Source organism: Desertimonas flava (assembly GCF_003426815.1).
Lineage (GTDB): Bacteria > Actinomycetota > Acidimicrobiia > Acidimicrobiales > Ilumatobacteraceae > Desertimonas > Desertimonas flava.
In genome coordinates this window covers 381,716-402,139 of the sequence record NZ_QKYK01000002.1, presented here as the reverse complement: position 1 = coordinate 402,139, position 20,424 = coordinate 381,716, and the positions used below count along the sequence as shown (strand labels likewise).

The 20,424-nt window shown below is 70.6% G+C and carries 21 protein-coding genes; 8 read left to right on the top strand and 13 right to left on the bottom strand.

Annotated elements, in window-relative coordinates:
- Nucleotides 1-29: 29 nt before the first annotated feature.
- The 3 genes from DN771_RS04470 to DN771_RS04460 are packed head-to-tail and all read left to right on the top strand — an operon-like array spanning nucleotide 30 to nucleotide 1,306.
- Nucleotides 30-542: a flavin reductase family protein gene (locus DN771_RS04470; protein ID WP_116996175.1), complete on the top strand. Its 513-nt coding sequence runs from the start codon at nucleotides 30-32 to the stop codon at nucleotides 540-542.
- The gene (locus DN771_RS04465) at nucleotides 539-958 is read left to right on the top strand and encodes a DUF3054 domain-containing protein (RefSeq protein WP_162941519.1); all 420 of its coding nucleotides are present in this window, start codon (nucleotides 539-541) and stop codon (nucleotides 956-958) included. The genes DN771_RS04470 and DN771_RS04465 overlap by 4 nt, the downstream gene beginning before the upstream one ends.
- 60 nt (nucleotides 959-1,018) lie before the next feature.
- Entirely contained in the window at nucleotides 1,019-1,306 is a 288-nt protein-coding gene (locus DN771_RS04460; RefSeq protein ID WP_205528418.1) for an RNA recognition motif domain-containing protein, read from the top strand.
- Nucleotides 1,307-1,636: 330 nt separating this feature from the next.
- Here DN771_RS04460 and ilvD read toward each other — a convergent pair whose 3' ends face one another.
- From ilvD to DN771_RS04435, 5 genes are all read right to left on the bottom strand, one after another.
- The gene (gene ilvD, locus DN771_RS04455) at nucleotides 1,637-3,361 is read right to left on the bottom strand and encodes a dihydroxy-acid dehydratase (RefSeq protein WP_116996104.1); all 1,725 of its coding nucleotides are present in this window, start codon (nucleotides 3,359-3,361) and stop codon (nucleotides 1,637-1,639) included.
- Nucleotides 3,362-3,492: 131 nt separating this feature from the next.
- Entirely contained in the window at nucleotides 3,493-4,743 is a 1,251-nt protein-coding gene (locus DN771_RS04450; protein WP_193615348.1) for an ABC transporter substrate-binding protein, read from the bottom strand.
- Nucleotides 4,744-4,831: 88 nt separating this feature from the next.
- Nucleotides 4,832-5,782 carry an ABC transporter permease gene (locus DN771_RS04445; RefSeq protein ID WP_116996103.1) on the bottom strand — a complete coding sequence of 317 codons (951 nt, stop codon included), beginning with the start codon at nucleotides 5,780-5,782 and terminating at the stop codon, nucleotides 4,832-4,834.
- Nucleotides 5,779-6,555, bottom strand: coding sequence for an ABC transporter ATP-binding protein (locus DN771_RS04440; RefSeq protein ID WP_116996102.1), 777 nt, complete (start codon nucleotides 6,553-6,555; stop codon nucleotides 5,779-5,781). The genes DN771_RS04445 and DN771_RS04440 overlap by 4 nt, the downstream gene beginning before the upstream one ends.
- A gap of 1 nt (nucleotide 6,556) precedes the next feature.
- On the bottom strand, nucleotides 6,557-7,351 hold the full coding sequence (locus DN771_RS04435) for an SDR family NAD(P)-dependent oxidoreductase (protein ID WP_116996101.1): 795 nt from the start codon (nucleotides 7,349-7,351) through the stop codon (nucleotides 6,557-6,559).
- Between the two features lie 126 nt (nucleotides 7,352-7,477).
- Between DN771_RS04435 and DN771_RS04430 the strand changes: the two genes are divergently transcribed.
- Together DN771_RS04430 and DN771_RS04425 are read left to right on the top strand one after the other, a co-directional pair.
- Nucleotides 7,478-8,512 (top strand): DUF2804 domain-containing protein, encoded by a 1,035-nt coding sequence (locus DN771_RS04430; RefSeq protein ID WP_116996100.1) that lies wholly within the window; start codon nucleotides 7,478-7,480, stop codon nucleotides 8,510-8,512.
- 25 nt (nucleotides 8,513-8,537) lie between these two features.
- Nucleotides 8,538-9,677, top strand: coding sequence for a serine hydrolase domain-containing protein (locus tag DN771_RS04425; protein ID WP_205528417.1), 1,140 nt, complete (start codon nucleotides 8,538-8,540; stop codon nucleotides 9,675-9,677).
- 119 nt (nucleotides 9,678-9,796) lie between these two features.
- Here the strand turns inward: DN771_RS04425 and DN771_RS04420 are convergent, their stop codons facing one another.
- The 7 genes from DN771_RS04420 to DN771_RS04390 all read right to left on the bottom strand — a co-directional run bounded on the left by DN771_RS04420 (nucleotide 9,797) and on the right by DN771_RS04390 (nucleotide 17,170).
- On the bottom strand, nucleotides 9,797-10,744 hold the full coding sequence (locus DN771_RS04420) for a hypothetical protein (protein WP_162941518.1): 948 nt from the start codon (nucleotides 10,742-10,744) through the stop codon (nucleotides 9,797-9,799).
- Between the two features lie 198 nt (nucleotides 10,745-10,942).
- Entirely contained in the window at nucleotides 10,943-12,388 is a 1,446-nt protein-coding gene (gatB, locus tag DN771_RS04415) for an Asp-tRNA(Asn)/Glu-tRNA(Gln) amidotransferase subunit GatB (RefSeq protein ID WP_116996098.1), read from the bottom strand.
- The gene (gatA, locus tag DN771_RS04410) at nucleotides 12,385-13,836 is read right to left on the bottom strand and encodes an Asp-tRNA(Asn)/Glu-tRNA(Gln) amidotransferase subunit GatA (RefSeq protein WP_116996097.1); all 1,452 of its coding nucleotides are present in this window, start codon (nucleotides 13,834-13,836) and stop codon (nucleotides 12,385-12,387) included. The genes gatB and gatA overlap by 4 nt, the downstream gene beginning before the upstream one ends.
- Entirely contained in the window at nucleotides 13,836-14,153 is a 318-nt protein-coding gene (gene gatC, locus DN771_RS04405; RefSeq protein ID WP_162941517.1) for an Asp-tRNA(Asn)/Glu-tRNA(Gln) amidotransferase subunit GatC, read from the bottom strand. Before gatC ends, gatA begins: the two co-directional genes overlap by 1 nt.
- A gap of 118 nt (nucleotides 14,154-14,271) precedes the next feature.
- Nucleotides 14,272-15,444: a GNAT family N-acetyltransferase gene (locus DN771_RS04400; RefSeq protein ID WP_116996095.1), complete on the bottom strand. Its 1,173-nt coding sequence runs from the start codon at nucleotides 15,442-15,444 to the stop codon at nucleotides 14,272-14,274.
- A gap of 48 nt (nucleotides 15,445-15,492) precedes the next feature.
- Nucleotides 15,493-16,374, bottom strand: coding sequence for a prolipoprotein diacylglyceryl transferase (lgt, locus tag DN771_RS04395; protein ID WP_116996094.1), 882 nt, complete (start codon nucleotides 16,372-16,374; stop codon nucleotides 15,493-15,495).
- Nucleotides 16,375-16,384: 10 nt separating this feature from the next.
- The gene (locus DN771_RS04390; RefSeq protein ID WP_162941516.1) at nucleotides 16,385-17,170 is read right to left on the bottom strand and encodes an alpha/beta hydrolase; all 786 of its coding nucleotides are present in this window, start codon (nucleotides 17,168-17,170) and stop codon (nucleotides 16,385-16,387) included.
- Nucleotides 17,171-17,272: 102 nt separating this feature from the next.
- On the opposite strand from DN771_RS04390, the gene DN771_RS04385 reads away from it, so the two are divergent.
- Both DN771_RS04385 and DN771_RS04375 read left to right on the top strand, forming a co-directional pair.
- Nucleotides 17,273-18,178, top strand: coding sequence for a M48 family metalloprotease (locus DN771_RS04385; protein ID WP_116996092.1), 906 nt, complete (start codon nucleotides 17,273-17,275; stop codon nucleotides 18,176-18,178).
- 246 nt (nucleotides 18,179-18,424) lie between these two features.
- Nucleotides 18,425-19,321 (top strand): hypothetical protein, encoded by an 897-nt coding sequence (locus DN771_RS04375; RefSeq protein WP_162941515.1) that lies wholly within the window; start codon nucleotides 18,425-18,427, stop codon nucleotides 19,319-19,321.
- Between the two features lie 96 nt (nucleotides 19,322-19,417).
- On the opposite strand, the gene ybaK is transcribed toward DN771_RS04375, so the two are convergent.
- On the bottom strand, nucleotides 19,418-19,897 hold the full coding sequence (ybaK, locus tag DN771_RS04370) for a Cys-tRNA(Pro) deacylase (protein ID WP_205528416.1): 480 nt from the start codon (nucleotides 19,895-19,897) through the stop codon (nucleotides 19,418-19,420).
- Nucleotides 19,898-19,988: 91 nt separating this feature from the next.
- On the opposite strand from ybaK, the gene DN771_RS04365 reads away from it, so the two are divergent.
- The gene (locus DN771_RS04365) at nucleotides 19,989-20,423 is read left to right on the top strand and encodes a Zn-ribbon domain-containing OB-fold protein (protein ID WP_116996088.1); all 435 of its coding nucleotides are present in this window, start codon (nucleotides 19,989-19,991) and stop codon (nucleotides 20,421-20,423) included.
- Nucleotide 20,424 lies beyond the last annotated feature (1 nt).

Below are 20,424 nucleotides of genomic sequence, written 5' to 3'. Positions count from 1 at the left end.
CCAGGGGCCGTCGCCGTACGATGGTGATGATGTCCGCGACCGCTCCCCCGCCGAGTTTCGACACCAAGCACTTCCGGTCCGTGCTCGGCCACTTCCCCACCGGGGTCACGGTCGTCACCGGGATGATCGACGGGGCGCCCTACGGGTTCACGATCGGCTCGTTCACGTCGATCTCGCTCGAGCCGCCGCTCGTCGGGTTCTTCCCGCAGACCGACAGCGACACGTGGGCGGCGATGGCCCCGTTCGGCAAGTATTGCGTCAACGTCCTCCGGGACACCCAGGCCGACCTCTGCTGGCGGTTCGCCAAGAGTGGTGTCGGTGACGACCGGTTCGAGGGGTTGTCCTGGCGCCCGTCGAGCACCGGGTGCCCGATCATCGACGGCGTGGGCGCCTGGATCGACTGCGAGATCACCGAATCGATCCGCCTCGGCGACCACTACCTCGTCGTCGGCGCCGTCGTCGAGCTCGACCATCACGCCGAGCCGCCCGAACCCCTCGTCTTCTACCGCGGCGCCCTCGGCGGCTTCTCCGGGTCGAATTGAGACGCCTCCTCGCCGCCGCCCTGGCGGCCGACGCGGTCGTCGTGCTCGCCTTTGCCGGGTTCGGGCGCCGCAGCCACGACGAGTCCGGCGGTGTCGCCGGCACGCTGGGGACCGCCGGGCCGTTCCTCATCGGGCTGGCCATCGCGTGGGTGGTGGTCGCGCTGTACGAGCGTCGCCGGGGCCGGGGGCTCGAGGCGTTGATCAGCGTCGACGACGGCGTGGCGATCGCCCTGATCGCCGTCGCCGTGGGCATGTTCGCCCGGCGCCTGCTGTGGGATCGCGGGACGGCGCTGACCTTCGTCATCGTCACCACCGCCTTCGTGACGTTGCTCTGTGCCGGCTGGCGGGCGGTCTGGAATCGCTTCGGGAAGCGTCGCCCGAATCGCCACGCGAACACGCGATCTCCGGCGAGCTAGGCTTGCGGCGTCGCCGAGTCGGGCGGCCGCGAGACGGAGGAACTCCCCATCAACCTGTACGTGGGCAATCTGCCCTTCACCACCACGTCCAACGAGCTGGAGGAGTTCTTCAGCAAGGTCGGGACCGTCACATCGGCCCAGGTCATCACCGACCGGGAGACCGGCCGCTCGCGGGGTTTCGGCTTCGTCGAGATGGCTGACGACGATGCTCGCCGTGCGATCGACGAGCTCACCGGGGGCAACCTCGGCGGCCGGGCCATCACTGTGAACGAGGCGCGCCCGCGCGCCCCACGCAACGGCGGCGATCGCGGCGGTGACCGCGGCGGCCCCCGTCGCGACCGCTACTGAGACCACCAGTCAGCCCGTCGGGCTGACCTGAGTCGCACCGAGCTCGCCGGGTCCCCCGGCGAGCTTCTGCGCGCCCGGACCCTGGCGACCAACGCGCGCGCGAGACGGGCGCCCGCTGGCAACGCGCGCCGATGAGCACCGGCGCGGACCGACCAACGAGCGCGCGAGGGGGCAGTGGGGATGGAAGACCCCGAGAGCGCCGAGCGTCGAGATGACGCCAGAGCAATTCTTCAGCGCCCCCGGCGCCCGGGCTTTGCCGGGCGCCGGGGGCCGCATATCAACTCGCCCGCAGGCGGCGAGGAGCGAAGCGACGATGCCGCCGAGGACGAATCAGTTCGTGACGGCGCCGGTTTCGGCGCCCTGGACCAGGCGGGCGTACTTGCCGAGGACGCCGGTGGTGTAGCGCGGCGGGTTCGGCGTCCAGCCGCTGCGGCGCGTCGCCAGCTCGGCCTCGTCGACGAGGAGATCGAGCGCCTTGGTGGGCACGTCGATGCGAATGGTGTCGCCGTCGCGGACGAAGGCGATCGGGCCGCCGTCGACCGCTTCGGGGGCAACGTGGCCGATACAGAAGCCCCAGGTGCCGCCCGAGAAGCGACCGTCGGTGACCAGCGCGCAGTCGGCGCCGCGGCCGGCGCCCTTCAGAGCACCGGTGATCGCCAGCATCTCGCGCATGCCGGGTCCGCCCTTGGGGCCCTCGTAGCGGATGACGATCACCGTTCCCGGTTCGATCTCGCCGGCCAGGATCGCCGCCATCGCACCGTCCTCGCCGTCGAACACGCGGGCCGGTCCCTCGAATTGCTGCTGCTGCTTGGTGAGGCCGGCGACCTTGACGACCGAGCCGTTCGGAGCGAGCGAACCGGTCAGGATGTTGATGCCGCCCTCGGCGTGGATGGGGGCGTCGAGCGAGTGGACGACCACGCCGTCGGGGCGGGGCGGGTCGAGCTCGGCGAGGTTCTCGGCCATCGTCTTGCCGGTCACCGTCATCACGTCGCCGTGCAGCAGGCCGGCGTCGAGCAGGTGCTTGAGCACGACTGGGACGCCGCCCACGCGGTCGAGGTCGCTCATGTGGAACTTGCCGCCGGGCTTCATGTCGGCGATGTGAGGAACCCGATCGGCGATGCGGTTGAAGTCGTCGAGGGTGAGGGCGACCTTGGCCTCGTTGGCGATGGCCAGGAGGTGCAGCACGGCATTGGTCGACCCGCCGAGGGCCGAGGTGACGGCGATGGCGTTCTCGAACGCCTCCTTCGTCATGATCTGGCGCGGCGTGATGCCCAGGCGCAGCATGTTGACGACCGCTTCCCCTGCGGCCTTGGCGTGGCCGTCGCGACGGCCGTCGATGGCGGGCGGCGACGCCGATCCGGGGATGCTCATGCCCAAGGCCTCGCCGATCGAGCTCATCGTGTTGGCGGTGAACATGCCGCCGCAGGCGCCTTCGCCCGGGCAGGCGTGGCGCTCGACGGCGAGCAGTTCGTCGTCGCTCATCGTGCCGGCGGCGACGGCGCCGACGGCCTCGAACACGCTCGTGATGTCGAGGGCCGCACCGTCACCGTCGGGCACGTGCCCGGGCATGATCGAGCCGTTGTAGACGAGCACGCTCGGCAGGTCGAGGCGGGCCATCGCCATCAGCATCGCCGGCATCGACTTGTCGCATCCGGCCAGGCCCAAGAAGCCGTCGAGGCGCTCGGCGAAGACCACCGTCTCGACCGAGTCGCAGCTGACCTCGCGGGACACGAGTGAGGCCCGCATGCCCTCGTGGCCCATCGAGATGCCGTCCGACACGGTGATCGTGCCGAACTCCATCGGGAATCCCCCGGCCTCACGGACGCCCGACTTGGCGTGCTCGGCGAGGCGCCGCAACGTCATGTTGCAGGGCGTGATCTCGTTCCACGAGTTGGCGATGCCGATCTGCGGCTTGGCGAAATCGTCCTCGCTCATGCCGACGGCCCGGAGCATCGCCCGGGCGGCGGCCTTCTGCAGGCCGTCGGTGACGTCGCGCGAGCGGGGCTTGACGTCGACAGGAGTGTTCGTGGGAGCGGGAGACACGTCGCCGGACATGCCTGCGAGGGTACCTCGCGCCCCCTCCCCCGGCCCTGGTGCGACCACTACCCGTCCGGGCCCCCCACCCCAGGTTCCTGTACTGGTTTCGCCCCGTCTGTGGGACGAAACCAGTACAGGAAATACCAGGATCAGCCTGCGGCGGTGGTCTCCGTCGCCACGTCGGTGCTCGCCGCGGCGCTGCCGGCCGGGGCGTCGCTGCCGGCGGGAGCGGCGGGCAGGCCGATCGACGGGTCGATGAACTCGTTGGTCACCACGTCCTCGGCGGTGAGATCGGCCGGAGGCTCCTGGCCCAGCGACGCGTACACGGGGCGGGCGATCTCGATCAGGTTGTTCACCCGGTCGAGGTCGAAGTCGCCGATCGTGTCGTTGTCGCCGTTGCCGATCAGACCGTCGGCCAGCATCGTCTGGACGGCGTAGTCGGCCACACCCTCGCTGTACACCCAACCGGTGTCGAACGCATCGACCGCCTCGAGGATCACCTCGTTCGTCGGTGCGGGATCGGTGAGGTAGTCGATGCTCGACTGCTGGATGATCGGCACCAGCAGGGCGAAGCAGTCACGGTAGGTCTCGATGTTCTCCGGCTTGGTGGCGATCGACTCGCCGTAGTTCTCCCAGCCGGCGTCGTTGATGTAGTCGTAGGCGATCGGCTTGGCCCAGTCCTCCACCTCGTACTGGTACACGTACGGCTCGGCCGAGCCGAAGCCCTGCTGGGCAGCCGCGCCCTGGTCGGCGACGAAGGCGGCCGGCGTGCCGTCGTAGCCGCCGAGGACCTGGTCGGCCGACAGGATGTCGTTCTGGACGAAGTACTCCATGTACGCCGCGCCGGTGAAGTAGCGCACCGTCGCACCCGTCTCTTTCAGGTCGGCGATCGTCTCCACATCGGGGTACGTCTCGGGGTCCCACATGATGATCTGCGGGTTCTTCTCCATGCCCGCGTAGATCGCCACGGTGGGGAACTGCCCGGCGTTCTGGATGCCCTCGTCGGTGTAGACGTAGCCGAGCAGGATCGAGTCGTCCGCGTAGATCTGCGACGTCACGGTCTGATAGCCGATCGCCGGGCCGCCGGACCGGACCTCGATGTCGACGCCCGTGTCCACCTCACCGGGAGCGACGAGCGACCCGCGGACCGCGTAGGCTCCCGCGTCGATCTCGTAGTCGTCGCCGACCATCTGGTACACCCAGCCGTGCTCAGCCTCGGGGTTCCAGTCGGTCTGGATCACGATCGTCTCCGGGCAGACGCCCGAAAGGTCGACGCCGCCGGCGGCGTCCGAACCCGTGTCATCTGGTGTGGTGCCCGCCGACGCGAAGGACGCGGCCGACAGGACGGCGGCGGCAGCTGCGGGGACGGCGATCCATCTGCGGGAGGGAATGACGCTCATGTGGGCTCCTGATTGGTTGGTGGTGCTGGTTCTGTGGCGGTTTGTGGCGGTTGCGGCGGGGCGATGTGGTGATCGATCGGCAACCGGCTCACGAGCCGGTCTGCTGGTACCACTTGCCGATGACGAGCTTCTGGAGGGCACCGAAGGCGAAGTAGACGGCGATGCCCAGCAGCGACGACAGCAAGAGCGCGCCGTAGGTGAACGTGAACTGATTGCGCGAGCGGTACTCGTCCATCAGGATCCCGATGCCCTTGGCACCCTTGCGGTTGAAGAGCTCGCCGACCACCGCGCCGATCACGGCGAGGCCGGCCGAGATGCGGTACCCGGTGAAGATCGCCGGAAGGGCGGCCGGGAACTGCAGCCGGAACAGCCGTTGGTGCCAGCTCGCCTCCTGCAGCGTGAACAGCTCGTGCTGGCCCTGCTCGGCCGAGCGCAGGCCGAACAGCGTGTTGGTGATGATCGGCACGATCGAGATGATGATCACGACGATCACCCTCGTGCGGAACGTGTAGTCGAACACGGCGCCGAGCACCGGGGCGATCACGAGGATCGGCACGGCCTGCAGGGCGACGAGGTACGGGTAGAGGCTGCGTTCCAGCCACCGGAACGGCGTCATCAGCATCGCCAGCGCGGTGCCGAGGAGGATCGAGCACGCCAGACCGACGAACGTCAGCTTCGTCGTCTCGAGCAGCGCCTTGAGCATGTCACCCCGGGGGTTGAACGCATCGCCCGAGGCCTGCGCCTTGCCCCCGATGAAGCTCTCGTCGATGATCAGGTGCGGGGCCGGCATCAAGAACCCGTCGCGGTCGAACAGGTTCTCGAGCGCCCAGAGGTGCATCCAGTACCACAGGGCGACGAACGCGGCGAACACCGCGAGGGGCCCGAGCACGTCGATCATGTGGAAGCGCTTCGTGCCGGAGTCGACGGCGAGGGGCTGTTCGACCAGGGCGTCGTCGGTGGCCGCGGCGGGATCGATGGGGCCGCCGACGAACGTCGCGCCGGCGTCCGTCGCCGTTCCGGCGGACGATTCGGCGCTCACGTGTGGCTCCGTCGCAGGGCGTGGCTGATCTCGCCCGAGAGCGAGTTGAAGCCGGCGCCGAAGCGCAGCTCGGGCGACCGCGGATAGCTGAACGGGATGTCGAACGTCGCCACGATGCGCCCTGGGCGGGCCGACATCACGTGGACCTTGGTGGACAGGTAGACCGCCTCGAAGATGGAGTGGGTGATGAAGAGCGCCCCGAAGGCCTTCGTCTGGAACAGCGCGAGCAGCTCGTCGTTGAGCCGCTCACGGGTGATCTCGTCGAGGGCGCCGAACGGCTCGTCGAACAGGAACATCGTCGGCTCCATCACGAGCGACCGGGCGAGGGACGCACGCATACGCATGCCGCCCGAGAGCTGGCGCGGGTACTTGTCCTCGAATCCGTCGAGCCCCACGAGGCCTATGGCGTCGCTGACCCGCCGCCCACGGTCGGACCTGGGCATCCCCCGCAGCTCGGCGAACAACTCGATGTTGCGCTGGATCGTGCGCCACTGGAGCAGCGTCGCGTCCTGGAAGACGTAGCCGAGGCTCGACTTGTCGACGTCGACGCGTCCCGTGGTGGGCTTCTCCAGCCCCGAGGCGATGCGCAGCAGCGTCGACTTGCCGCAGCCGCTCGGGCCGACGACGGTGACGAACTCGCCGGGAGCGACGTCGAAGGTCGTCTCGGCGAGGGCGCGTGTGCCGTCGGGGAACGTCTTGGAGACGGCCTGGAACGACAGGGTGGCGCCGAGCTTCGACGCGGTGGCGGTGAGGGTGGGTTGTTCGAGGGTCATCTCAATGCATGATCATTCCACCGACGACGTTCATCGCCTGGCCGGTGCAGTAGTCGGCGTCGTCCGACGCGAGGAACAGGGCCATCGCCGCGACGTCGGCGGTGGTGGCACACCTGCCGAGCGGGGACAACGCGCTCCAGGTGGCGACCATCTCCGGCGTCCGTGTCGCGGCACCCATCTCGGTGAGCACGTAGCCGGGGCAGATGGCGTTGACGGTGATGGCGTGGGGACCGAGCTCGGTCGCGGCGACCTGGGTGAGCGAGGACACGGCGGCCTTCGACGCGGCGTAGTGGGCCTGGTTGGCCCCGCCCTTCTTGGCGCCCATGCTCGACATGTTGACGATCTTCCCGGCGACGCCGCGGTCGTTGGGGCCCTGGTCGATCATCGCCCGGGCCGCCACCTGCGTGGACACCAACATCGACCGGGCGTTGACGTCCATCACCAGGTCCCATTCCTCGACGGTGATCTCGAGCAGCGGCGTGATGCGCAGGATGCCGGCGTTGTTGACCAGCACGTCGATGCCGCCGAGGGCGGCGATCAGCGACTCGGTTGCGGCGCGTGTCGCCGCCGGATCGGCGAGGTCGACCACCTCGGCGACGCCGTCGAGGGCGTCGGCGGTTGCCTTGACGGCGGGATCGATGTCGGCGAGGGCGACGACCGCCCCTTCGGCGCGGAAGCGCGCGGCGATCTCTGCTCCGATCCCTCTCGCCGCGCCGGTGATCACACAGCGGCGGCCGGCGAGCCGGGCACCGGCTCCGTGGAGAGAACCGGCTTCCAGTCGTTCATCCTGCGCCATGCGCGCCCAACTGTAGGTCTGGTCCGCCACCCCGACGAACAGGCACCGTGAACAGTTTGTAAACCGGGGCGTGACACCTGTCGCCCGCGGCGACGGCCGACCGGCGCGGGACGCGAAGATGCGTGGATGACGACCGGGGAACGTGAGCTGACGGCGGAGGTCGATCTCTGCACGGCCACCGGGGGGATCAATCCGGGTGCGCTGGGCTGGTCCCGCCGGCCCCTGCACCGGGCCAACCTGACCGGCTACCCGGGTCGCAACAAGCGCTGGGACTACTGGGCCGTGCTGGCCGGCGATCTGGTCGTGTCGTCGGTGTACGCCGACATCGATGTGCTCGGCCTGGCCGACGTGTGGTGGTGCGACATGCCCTCGGCGCGCACGGGCGGTACGGCGATCGTCACCGGGCCGGGCGAGGGCATCGCGCTTCCCGAGCGGCCGGGCACCGCGCCGCTCCGGGTCGAGCGCGACGGTGTCGCGGTGTCGTACGTCGACGAGGACGCCGGCACGCGGCTCACCGGACGCTGGACGGAGCCCGACGGGTCGCCCGCCGAGCTCGATGTGTACGTCGCGTTGCCGCCTGGCCACGAGTCGCTCAACGTCGTCATCCCGTGGGACGACGGCCGCGGCGGCGAGTTCAACTACACGTCCAAGCACCAGGCACGTCCGGCGACGGGAACGCTGCGGGTCGGCGACCGGGTGTGGGAGATCGGCGGCTCGGCGGGCGACGCGTGGGGTGTGCTCGACGTAGGCCGCGGTCGCTGGCCCGCCGACATCACGTGGAACTGGGGCGGTGGCGCCGGGCGGGCCGGCGACCACGTCGTCGGCTTGCAGTTCGGGGCGAAGTGGACGGAGGGCTCGGGCTACACCGAGAACGGCGTGATCGTCGACGGGCGTCTGAGCAAGATCGGGCGGGAGCTCGACTGGCGGTACGACTGGGACGAGCCGATGCGGCCGTGGCGCATCGTCGATCCCGGCGGCCAGCTCGACGTGACCTTGTCGCCCAGGTTCGACAAGCACACCAAGCTTCCCGGGCGGGATCGGGGCAGCGAGACGCATCAGGTCTTCGGCCGCTTCGCCGGTCGCCTGCGTACCGACGACGGTGTCGAGCTCGAGTTCGAGGACGTCCAGGGCTTTGCCGAAGAAGCCCGCCAAGAATGGTGAGGGCTACGAGCTACCGTCGGTAGCCATGAGAGGACGGATCGGGACGGTCGCAGTGATCATCGCCGGCGGGGTGGCCCCCGTCGTCGGGGCGGAAGTCTCGTCTGCGGGCAGCGCACAGCCCGACGGGGCCGTCGCCGTCTTCCCCGGTGCCGAGTGGGAGACCACCACGCCCGAAGCAGCCGGCATGGACGGGGCCACCCTCGAGGCGTTGGCCGCCGAGGCCGAGGCGCTCAACAGCAACTGCATGCTCGTGGTGCGCCACGGGCGCATCGTGGCCGAGTGGTACTGGCAGGACACCACGCCCGAGTCGACCCAGGAGGTGTGGTCGGCATCGAAGTCGGTGACCAGCGCTCTCGTGGGCATCGCCGCCGAGGACACGGGCAACCCCGGCGTCGACCTCGAGATCACCGACTCGGCGTCGCTGTACATCCCCGAGTGGGCCGGGACCGACGCCGCGGCGGTGACCGTCGAGAACCTGCTCAGCAACGACTCAGGCCGAGAGTGGTCGTTCGCGCTCGACTACTCCGAGATGGCCGTCAACGCCGACGACAAGAGCGCGTTCTCCATCGCCCTGGATCAGGAGTACCCACCCGGCGAGACGTGGACGTACAACAACGCGGCGATCCAGACGCTCTCGGAGGTCCTGCAGGCGAGCACCGGCGTCGAGCCCGCCGACTTCGCCGAGGAGCATCTCTTCGGGCCCATCGGCATGAGGGCGTCCGACGTGACGAAGGACCGGGCGGGCAACACGCTCACGTTCATGGGTGTGCGCTCGACGTGCCGTGACATGGCCCGCTTCGGTCTTCTGTACCTCAACGACGGCAACTGGGACGGGACCCAGGTCGTGCCGACCGACTGGGTGGAGGCGTCCGTCGGGGCACCGTCCACCGAGCTCAACGCCGGCTACGGGTACCTCTGGTGGCTCAACCGGGCGGGCCCGCAGGTGAACCCGGCGGCCAGTCCCGCCGACCAGGAGGAGCGGATCGGCCAGGCCGTCCCCAGCGCTCCCGACGACATGTACTGGGCGATCGGCATGGGCTCGCAGATCGTCCAGGTCGACCCCGGCAGCGACACCGTCGTGGTGCGGCTCGGCCCCGCCGACTTCCGCCCGGTCTTCGGCGCCCGCAACACGGCGCGAGTCGTCACCGAGGCCATCATCGACTGACCGCGGCCACGCTTCCGGGCGCGATGAGCGATGAGGCCGCCACGCGGCCCCAACACTCATCGCCCCGCGAGAGGACTCGGTGTGCGATGAGCGATGAGGCCGTCAGGCGGCCCTGACGCTCATCGCGGTGGCCAGAGGCCGGCCTGGAAGAGGCGGGCGACCTCCTCACGCCGGCGGCCGATCTCGGCGACGGCACTGTCGATCGTCGCCGCCCGGTTGTCCCGGCTGAGTCGGACGGGACCGCCCCGGCGGGTGACCCACCCGAGTGCGGCGGCCGCGGCATCGCGCGCCTGGTCCCTGGCGATTCCCTCGGGCGTCCAGTGCGACGGGTGCAGATCGGCTTCGAACGCCCACAACAGCTCGGGAACGGAGAGGTCGAACCGGGCCGGTCCGTAGCCCGGCAGGGTGATCGGGAACTGGCGCACGAGGTCGCGGACGCCGCGACGTAGGAACTCGCCGAGGACGTTGAGCTCCCCGTGCGACTCAGACGGTGCGCCGGGCAACCGGCCGGCGAGGACGCGGAGGTAGCGGCGCACCCACGGTCGTCCCGGCGTGTCCAGCCGCTCGGCACAGCGACGGAGCCCTTCCTCCGAGCAGTACCGGAGGCTCAGGACGTGTTCGTTGATGGACGCCAGGGAGGACGGAGTGACGTAGCGGGTGAGATCGACCGCCGTGCGTGGTGGCGACGTGACCCGGCGCCCGTCGCTCAGCGTGATGACGTCCTCGGGATCGAGCAGCGGGGTGCGGTAGACCCTGACCCACGGCTCACTGCACGGGTGGCTCGCCGGCGGGGCGATCGCGTGCACCAGCCCGTCGTCGGGCATGAAGCGCAGGTGCCAGTGGCGCCCGGCACTGGGGCCGGCGATGACGAGCTCCGGATGGGCCAGGCAGAGCGCCGACTGGAGCATCCGTTCGTCGGGCTCGGCGGATCCGGCGAGGTAGGCGCCGTGGAGCACCCGGCGGATCTGCTCGTTGGCGACGAGGCGCTTGCGCTGATCGAGCGACACCCCGTTGTCGAACAGCTGGGAGTTGGAGATGGCTTGGTTGTGGCTCCGCAACCAGGCCATGGACTGACGGTCGAGTCGCGACATGGCGGCCTCCGTTCGAGGTGGGAACGTCGGACCGAGGGACTCGATCGAGAGAGGCGCACGAGCGCCGACCGGGCGCATCGTACGACGACGGTGTCACACGGTTGCCGACCGTCCTGACGCGGCCGACGCGATGAGCGATGAGGCCGGCTGGCGGTCTCATCGCTCATCGCGAGGTCAGGCGTCGCGGCGGGCGCGGAGGATCGCCGTGACGGCGGCGCCGTCGGCTTGGCCCTTGGAGGCCTTCATGATGCCGCCGATGAGGGCACCGAGGGCCTTGTCGTTGCCGCCGCGGTAGTTCTCCCAGGCCGCCTGGTTGTTGGCGATCGCCTCGTCGACGAGGGCGTCGAGCGCCGAGGTGTCCATCGCCTCGAAGCCCTTGGCCTTGGCGATCGCCGCGGCGTCGCCACCACCGTTCTCCACCAGCTCGGCGAGGATCACCTTGGCCTGCGTCGCGGTGACCGCACCCGACATCTCGAGCGACGTGAGGGCGGCGAGATCGGCGGCCGGCACCTCTGGCGTGTCGCCCTGCTCGGCGAAGGCCTCCTTCACGTACACCAGGGCGCGGGCGGCCGAACCGCCATTCGCCGCGACGTCGAGCACGTACGCGTCCTGGCCACGGTCGACCACCACCGACACGGCCTCGGAGGCGGCGTCGGCCCCGGTCGCCTCGGCGAGCGCGGCACGGCGGGCTGCCGGCAACGGCGGCAGCGCGGCACGAACGGCCTCGATCCACGCCGGATCGGGCACGAGCGGCACGAGGTCGGGCTCGAGGAAGTACCGGTAGTCGTCGGCGTCCTCCTTCGACCGCAGCGTGTGCGTGCGCCCGTCGCCCTCGCTCCAGTGACGGGTCTCCTGACGGACCGTGTCGCCGGACTCGACCAGGTCGATCTGACGGCGGGCCTCGTACTCGATGGCGCGACCCAGCGACCGCACCGAGTTGAGGTTCTTGATCTCGCAGCGGGTGCCGAACGGCGTGCCCGGCTTGTGCACGCTGACGTTGGCGTCGACGCGCATCGAGCCTTCCTCCATCTTGGCGTCGGACGCGCCGACGGCCACGAGGATGCCGCGCAGCTCGGTGACGTACTGACGGGCCTGCTCGGACGTGCGGATGTCGGGCCGGCTGACGATCTCGACGAGCGGCACGCCGGCCCGGTTGAAGTCGATCAGCGACGCCTCGCTGCCGTGGATGCGGCCGCCGGCGCCGCCCATGTGCGTCGACTTGCCGGTGTCCTCCTCGAGGTGGGCACGCTCGATGCCGACGCGGTAGCCGCCGGGCAGGTCGAGCCAACCGTCGACGTTCAGGGCCACGTCGTACTGGCTGATCTGGTACGCCTTGGGCATGTCCGGGTAGAAGTAGTTCTTCCGGTGGAAGGCGCACGGCTGCACGGTGCAGTTGAGGGCGAGGCCGATGCGCATCGCCAGCTCGACGGCGTGACGGTTGAGCACCGGGAGGGCGCCGGGCAGGCCGAGCGTCACCGGGTCGATGTTGGTGTTCGGCTCGTCGCCGAAGCGGTTGGGGCTACCCGAGAACAGCTTCGTCGCCGTCGCCAGCTCGACGTGGACCTCGAGGCCCACGACCAGCTCGTACTCGGTCCCCTCGATCAGCGTCGTGTCGCTCATGACGTACTCCCTTCCGCCGTCGCGGCCCGCTCGAGCTCGGCGGCGACCTTGAACATCACGGCCTCGCCCAGCGCCGGGGCGAGGATCTGCACGCCGACGGGCAGGTCGTCGGCACCGGTACCGAACGGCACGCTCATCGCCGGGTCACCAGAGAGGTTGGACGGGATCGTGTAGGTGTCGCACAGGTACATCGCCAGCGGGTCGGCCGTCTTGTCGCCGATGTGGAAGGCGACCGACGGAGACGCCGGGGTGAGCAGCACGTCGGCGTCGGCGTAGGCCCGGGCGAAGTCGTCGGCGATCAGCTGGCGCACCTTCAGGGCTTTGCCGTAGTAGGCGTCGTAGTAGCCGGCCGACAGGGCGTAGGTGCCGAGCATGATGCGTCGCTTGACCTCGTCGCCGAAGCCGGCCGATCGGGTGGCCATGTACATCGCGTTGGTGTCGGGAGCGGCGACCCGTTTGCCGTAGCGCACACCGTCGTAACGAGCGAGGTTGGACGACGCCTCCGACGGGGCGATGAGGTAGTAGGCGGTGAGCCCGTAGGTGAACGCCGGCACGGTCACGTCGACGATCGTCGCGCCGGCCGCGGCCAGCGCGTCGAACGCCGCATCGAGGCGGGCGACGACGTCGGGATCGGCGCCGGTGGGGAGGTCGGTGATCCGGCCCACGCGCAGGCCGGCGACCTCGTCGTTCAGCACGGTCGTGAGAACGGGAGCCGGCTCGGGGATCGATGTCGAGTCGCCGGCGTCGTGTCCACCGATGGCCTCCATGATCACCGCGGCGTCGGCGACCGTGCGGGTGAACGGGCCGATCTGGTCGAGACTCGACGCGAAGGCGACGAGCCCGAGGCGGCTGACCCGGCCGTACGTCGGCTTCACGCCGACGACGCCGCAGAGCGCCGCCGGCTGGCGGATCGACCCGCCGGTGTCGCTGCCGAGCGAGGCCGCGGCGAACCCGGCGGCCACCGCTGCTGCGGACCCGCCGCTCGAGCCGCCGGGGACACGGGTGGTGTCGTGGGGGTTGCGGGTGGGCCCGAACGCCGAGTTCTCGGTGCTCGATCCCATGGCGAACTCGTCGAGGTTCGTCTTGCCGACCGTCACCGCGCCGGCCGCGGCGAGGCGCTGCACCACGGTGGCGTCGTAGGGCGGCTTCCATCCCTCGAGGATCCGCGACGAGCACGTGGTGTCGATGCCGCGGGTGCACAGGTTGTCCTTGAGGGCGATCGGCACCCCGGCCAGGGGGCCCGGATCGCGCCCGGCGGCGACGGCCTCGTCGATCGCCGCGGCAGCGGCGCGGGCCTCGTCGGCGAGCACCAGGTTGAAGGCGTGGATCTCGGGCTCGCGGGCGTCGATGGCCGCCAGGTGCTCCTCGAGCACGTCGATCGCGCGGCGCTCCCCCGCCCGGACGGCGGCGGCGATGGCGGTGACGGTGTTGTCGGGGGCCGTCTCCATCACTCCTCCAGCCCGACGATCGGCGGGACCTTGAAGCGGTGCTCGGCCACCTCCGGCGCGGCGGCAAGCACCTCGTCGCGATCCAACGTCGGCAGCGCGACATCGTCGCGGAATACGTTCTGCAGCGGGTAGGGCTGCGTCATCGGGTCGACGTCGTCCAGCTCGAGCTCGTCGATGTCGGCGAAGTGCTCGAGCATGGCGGCGAGCTGGCCGGTGGCCGTGTCCAGCTCGTCGTCGCTGAGGGAGAGACGGGCGAGGCGGGCCACTTTGGCGACGTCGGCCGTGCTGATCCGTGGAGAGGTGATGGGTTCAGGCACAGTGGGCCAATCTACGGGCCCGATCGACGGAGTGCCCCGGCGGTTGCCCGTTGGCCGACCTGACGCTTGGGGCCAGGCACCAACCGGCAGGTGGCAACCCGTTGGGTACGGGCGGGGGTCAGAAGCTGGTCTGGCAGAAGGGTTCGGGGATGGACACGAAATGCGTCACGGCGCGGCGGGCGGCGTCGGCCGAGCGGGCCTCGATGCGGCCGGCGGCGAGCTGGGCCTGGAGGTCGTGGCCGCCGAGCACGAGGGAGGCCAGCGTGCGGCGGCTGACCATGAGGTCGGCGCGCTTGCGCGTGCGCGAGCAGCCGCTCCCACCCATCGACCAGCGGGTGCCGTCCACGTCGACGACCAGGTCGTCGTCGGTTCCGTACGTCCGGGCACCGAACACCCGGGCGACGTCGTTGACGCGCAGCCACATCGCATCTTCGACCCGCTCGGTGTGGACGAGGCGGGAATTCTGGAACAGGTAGGGCAACGGCGAGACCAGCGGCGCGCCCATCACCACGTCGCCGACCAGGTCGAGCGACGCGATCGTGGCCAGGAGGGCGTTGCTCGCCGCCGTCGTCGAGGCGGCGAACGCGAGCACGCGCAGCTCGTGATGGGGCGGCGCCGGGTTCCATTGCGGCGTGATCTTCCACGCCGCGTACCCGTCGTCGTGCAGCGCGTAGGTCGTGTCCCAGTCGTTGCTGGCCACCACGAACTCGTGGCGCTGACGGCTCCGGGACAGCTCGCCGACGCAGCCGAGGCGGTAGCGATCCCATCGCGGCTCCAACTCGTCGACCAGCGCCGGGTCGTCGCCACTGAGCAGGCGGATCGAGCCTCGCGGCGCGACGACGTGGTCGGCGAGGGGCCCCATGCGCTTGTCGAAGCGCACCGTCCGTCGCCACGTGGCGACGGCGTAGCCGAAGCGTCCGTAGATGGTCGCTTCGCTGGCGTACAGACCGCCGAGCGGCTCGCCGCGGGCGTCGACGTCGGCGTGGATGGCGTCGAGCATGCGGGTCAGGATCCCCTGCCGGCGGTGCGCCGGCGACACGGCCACCCACGTCAGCCCGCCCATCGGCAGGGTGGCCCCGCCCGGCAGCGTCACCTCGAACGCCTCGGTGCCCGACGTGCCGACGATCCGGCCGAGGCGGGTGTCGTAGGCGACGCGGTAGCGATCGAAGTCGAGGACGTTCTTCTCGCGGCCCGACACCTCGTCGGTGAACTCGTTGCCGCCGAAGGTCTCGCGGACCTGGCGGACCATGCCCGGATAATCGTCCGGCGTCGGGACGCGGATCTCGATCATCCGCCGATTCTCACGCCGCGCGGGCGCCGGAGTCGGCTGGATTTCGCGTCACCCGAGTGTGGAGGGACCCGCCTCGGGCCCCTCCACACTCGGGTGCGCTTCAACACTCGGATGGGTTGCGCTGGGGTCGCGGCGGGTGATGCCGCCCTGGCGGCCGACCCAGACGATGTAGGCGATCGCCAGGACCGCGGCCAGCGCGGCGACCCACTGGTTGACCCGGAGGCCGGCGAACTCGTCGGCGTCGTCGATGCGCATGCCCTCCACCCAGAAGCGCCCGATGCCGTACCCGGCGATGTACACGGCCATCAGGGCCCCGCGGGCGAGTCGCCACCGGCGGTCGATCCACAGGACGAGGCCGCAGAGGGCGAGGTTCCACAGCGATTCGTAGAGGAACGTCGGGTGGAACGTCTCCTCGCCGGCGTATTGGGTCGGCCGGTTCTCGGGGTCGATCTCGAGTCCCCACGGCAGGTCGGTGGGCCGGCCGAACAGCTCCTGGTTGAACCAGTTGCCCCACCGTCCGATCGCTTGCGCCAACGGCAGGGCCGGTGCCGCGCACGTCGCCGCATCGGCGGCCGAGATGCCGTGCCGACGGGCCATCCAGATGCCGACGGGGATGCCGGCGATCAGGCCGCCGGGGATGCCGAGGCCGCCCTGCCACACCTTGGGGATGTCGCCGAGGTCGTCCTCGAACCGGCTCCAGTCGGTGATCACGTGATAGAGCCGGGCGCCGACGACCCCGGCGATCACGGCCCACACCGCGATCGACCCGGCGACGTCGCGCTTGGCGAACCCGTTGGCCTCGAGGCGGCGCCCGAACAGCCACACGGCAGCGACCACCCCGAGGGCGATCATCAGCCCGTAAGCGTTGAGATCGATCGGCCCGATGCTGAGCTCGTTCCCGCCGGGGCTGGGCAGCGACGCGACGGTCATGGCGACCCGATCAGCCGGCGACGAGCCGGTTGGAGAAGTGCAGGGAGGCGCACACGATGTCGTGGCGGTCGTAGTCGTTGGTGGCGACGTGATAGCTGCGGTCCAGCCACCGATGGTCGACCTCACCGCCGTACGAAACGGCGAGATGCTCGCTCTGGGCCGGGTCGATCACGTGATCCTGGCGCGACGTGAACAGCAGCAGCGGCGCCTTGAGCTCACCGAATCGCGTGGTGAGCGGCTGGAGGCCGTGGTCCTGGAACGAGATCAGCGGCGCGAGGGGCGTGCCCGGGTAGGCCAGCTCGACGGCATCGGGATCGGCGATGTCGCTACCGATGCCGGGCACCACGGCCGTCCCGTCGGCGAGCAGTTCGGCCACCATCTCGCGCACATCGTCGGGCTGCGGCTGGGTGGCCGGGTTGACGAGGACGAGGCCGAGCAGCTCGGGATGATCGAGGGCCAGTGACAGGGCGAGCGATCCGCCCATCGACAGGCCGGCCACGACGATGCGGTCGGTGCGGGCGGCGAGGCGCTGGTACGCGGCCTCGACGTCGGCCGACCATTCGGCCCAGCCGGTCGGGAGCATGTCGTCGATGACCGTGCCGTGGCCCGACAGCAGCGGCAGCTCCACGTGGTAGCCGGCGCTCACGAACGCCTCGGCCACGCCCCGCATCGACGACGGGTTCCCGGTGAAGCCGTGCAGCGCCAGCAGGCCGGGGGCGTCCTCGACGCCGGGATCGTGGCTCAGCGGCTCGGCACCGGCCATCACGGGAGCGGCACCGTTCGGCGTCGATGTCATGACCACCTGTTCTATCCGCGCCGCGGCACCGTTCGCGTCGCCGCGGCCCGCTCCGGCCCGACCGGATCGACTTCGACGGCCGGGCTCTTAGGCTGGGCGATTGTGCCCACCCCGGGGAAGCGACGACATCGAGTCCGCCAGCTCGAATCGTCCGCGATCTCGGCCTTCGGCCCGGCGCTGGTCATCCTGCCGTTCTGCCTCTTGGCCCTGTTCCTCATCTGGATGCCGGTACGGCTCGTCTGGGACGTGCCCTTCTGGCTCTTCGCCGCCGGCTACTGCGCCGCCGGTGTGCTGCTGTTCGCCCGGCCGGTCCAGGCGCTGGTGCTCGCCCCGGTGCTCGGCGCCCGGCGGCCGACGGCGGCCGAGGAGCAGGTCATCGCCCCGCTCTGGCGGCAGATCGCCCAGGCCAACCGCATGTCCGCCCACCGCTACATGCTGCGCGTGCTGCCGGCGGACGAGCTCAACGCCTACGCGTGCGGCGGCCACCTGGTGGTCGTCACGACGTTCGCCATCCACGAGCTGTCGCGACGCGAGCTGGCCGGGGTGCTCGCCCACGAGCTCAGCCACCACCTCGGGATGCACACCGTGGCCCTCACGATCCGCCACTGGTTGTCGCTCCCGGTCGTCCTGCTCGCCCGCATCGGCTTCTGGCTCGAGAACGTCGCCCGCGCGGCGAGCGGATCGTTCGGGGCCGACTCGCGCGCTCTCGCCGCGACGGGCCGGTTCGTCGCCGCGATCCTCACCGTCGCCTCCCTGCCGTTCACGATCGCCCTGTACGCGGCCGATGCGCTCGGCAACCTCGTCGGCCACGGCAGCGAACTGCAGGCCGATCGCCGGGCGGTCCGTATGGGCTACGGCCGCAACCTGGCGGCGGCGCTGCAGCGAGTGATCGATCTCGGAGGCGGCCATCGCCCCGTCGGTTGGAAGGCGCGTCTGGCGTCGTCGCACCCCCCGGCTCGCACGCGGGTCGCCCTGATCGATGCGATGCTGCGTCACCCTGCCCGCTGATCGGCACGATCGACGGCGCGAACCGCCGCCGGCGGCGGGGTGTGGGAGATTGGAACGATGACCCGGCTCGCCGACCGTTCCCACCGGGCTCCCCGGACCCGCCGCCCGTTTGCTGCCCGCCGCACCGTGCCTGCCGTCCTGGTCGGGACGGCCGTGGCGGCCGCGGTCGGCATCGCATCGGTCGCCGGGGCGACCTCGACGCCGCCCAGCGACCCGGCAACGGGTCCATCGGGACCAGGGGGGTCGATGTCCAGCGAACCCGTGCTCAGCGAACCGGTGGCCAGTGGACCGGCGTCCAGCGAACCGGCTCCCGGCGACGTGCCGGCGCCGTTGACCGACCCGGCGGCCCCCTTCGATCCCTCCGAGCGGATCGTCGCCGTCACCGACGATGGCCGGGTCGTCGTGATCCCCGTCGCCGAAGACGGGGCGGCGGGCGAGCCCTTCCCCGTCCTGGACGTGGGCGCGGACTACGTCGACGGGGTGGCGCTCGACGCCGACCGCTCCACGGCGTTCGTCGGCGTGTGCTGCTCCCCCGGCACGATCCATGTGGCCACCGCGGACGGCGGCGAGACCGACAGCTTCGACGGCAGCGCGCCGGTGACGAGCCCCGACCGAGCATCGCTCGCCCACGTGCTCGGCACCTCGATCGTCGTCGTCGACATCGAGTCCGGCGAGTCGTCGGTCATCGAGACGGCGGCGGTGGACGACGGCGACAGCGACTCGTTCACCCCGTTCGACGTCGCGTGGATCAACGACGACGAGGTGGTGGTGTTCGGGGCCACCGACACCCAGTCGTTCGAGTTCCGTTCCTACGACGTGGCGTCGGGATCGCTGGTCACGTCGGCTCCGGCGAGCGAGGGCGGTCAGCCGAACTTCTACTTCGTCGGCACCGACCTCGACGGCGCCGTGGTGGTCGTCGACATCCCGCTCGAGCCGACGATGGACACCGTGCTCCTCCGGCTCGATCCGGCCACGCTGACCCCGTCCTCCGCCGGGCCCGATGCCGCCACGCTGCCGGCCGGCACGCGGAGCGCCTCGCTCAACGCCGCGGCCACCCATCTGCTCTGGGTGGACGCCGACGGCGTGCTCACGATCGACGGCACCGCGCTCGACGGTACGTACCGCTGGGCCGCCTGGTCCTGACCCTCCCCCACCCATCCGAGTGTTGAAGCGCGCCCGAGTGTGGAATGCCCACGGGCCGGACTCCCAACACTCGGATGGGTTGGATCAGCGCCGCGGCTACGCCGTGAGCGGGGCGACGACGGCGTCGAGCAGCTGGACCAGGTCGGCCGGGGCGACGCCGATGTCGAGGCCGCGGCGACCCCCACTGACGTAGATCGTGTCCCACAGCTCGGCCGTCTCGTCGATGGCCGTCGGCAGGCGCTTGCGCTGCCCGAGCGGACTGATCCCGCCAACGACGTACCCGGTGGTGCGCTCGGCGAGAGACGGGTCGCACATCTCGACGCGCTTGGTGCGGAACGCCGCGCCGGCCAGCTTCAACGACAGCTGGCAGCTCACCGGCACGATGGCGACCGCCGGCTTGCCGGCTCCGTCGCTGGAGTACGTGAGGACGAGCAGGGTCTTGAACACCTGGTCGTGATCGGCGCCGATGGCGTCCGCGGCCTCTCGCCCGTAGTCGCGCACCGACGGGTCGTGGTCGAACTGGTGCAGGGTGAAGGCGATGCCCGCCGCTTCCAGAGCGACAACAGCGGGTGTCACGCGGCGACCGTCCACATCATCGGCCCAGTTTGCCGACGACCGACCGCGCTCGGTGCGATCCGATGGGCGGCGCGTCGGTAGCGTCGCGACCATGTCAGATACGGCCACCGAAGCTCCCGAGGCCCCGGCCCAGGTCCCGCTCGTCGACTACCTCGTTCTCGGGGATTCCCCCCACCTCGTCGCCAACGAGTGCACCGGTTGTGGAGCCCGCTACTTCGATCGACGCAACGCCTGTGCCAAGTGTTTCGGTACCGAGTTCACCAAGGTCGACCTGCCCACCGAGGGCACGGTGGAGACCTACACCATCGTCGCCTTCGCAGCCCCGGGCATCCCCGTGCCGTTCGTCTCGGCGGTGGTCGATCTCGGCGGCACCCCTGTGCGGGGCAACGTCGTGAACGTCGAGCCGACGCCCGAGAACGTGCCGCTCGGTCTGCCGGTGCGCCTGACGACGTTCCCCATCGGCACCGATGACAACGGCACCGAGGCGATCAGCTTCGGCTTCGAACCCACGACAGGAGCGAACTGAC